At 52.0% G+C, this 481-nt stretch carries 3 tRNA genes; all 3 read left to right on the top strand.

The window, feature by feature from the left end:
• The first annotated feature begins 53 nt into the window (after positions 1 to 53).
• The 3 genes from ACOSVP_RS18570 (at position 54) to ACOSVP_RS18580 (ending at position 370) form a co-directional block, all read left to right on the top strand.
• A tRNA-Gly gene (locus ACOSVP_RS18570) sits at positions 54 to 128 on the top strand.
• A 57-nt stretch (positions 129 to 185) separates the two neighbouring features.
• Positions 186 to 261: transfer RNA gene (locus ACOSVP_RS18575), tRNA-Glu, on the top strand.
• Positions 262 to 295: 34 nt separating this feature from the next.
• A tRNA-Gly gene (locus ACOSVP_RS18580) sits at positions 296 to 370 on the top strand.
• Positions 371 to 481: the final 111 nt, after the last annotated feature.

Genomic DNA, 481 nt, shown 5'->3' on the forward strand with positions numbered 1-481 from the left:
GAACCCCCTATGGGACGCCACCTAACTTTCAGGTGTTAAATAAAAGTTTTTATGCGGGAATAGCTCAGTGGTAGAGCACAACCTTGCCAAGGTTGGGGTCGCGAGTTCGAGCCTCGTTTCCCGCTCCATTTTTCTCTTCGGAGAATTCCTCGAAAGAGGGTGTTTCTACGGAAACAATATGATGTGTCCCATTCGTCTAGTGGCCTAGGACACCGCCCTTTCACGGCGGTAACAGGGGTTCGAACCCCCTATGGGACGCCAACTTAACGTAAGTTGTAAAAGAGCGTGATCGTATGCGGGAATAGCTCAGTGGTAGAGCACAACCTTGCCAAGGTTGGGGTCGCGAGTTCGAGCCTCGTTTCCCGCTCCATTTTCTCTTCGGAGAATTCCTCGAAAGGGGGCGTTTCTACGGAAACATATGATGTGTCCCATTCGTCTAGTGGCCTAGGACACCGCCCTTTCACGGCGGTAACAGGGGTTC

It is taken from the genome of Marinomonas sp. HM11-D, assembly GCF_057626615.1.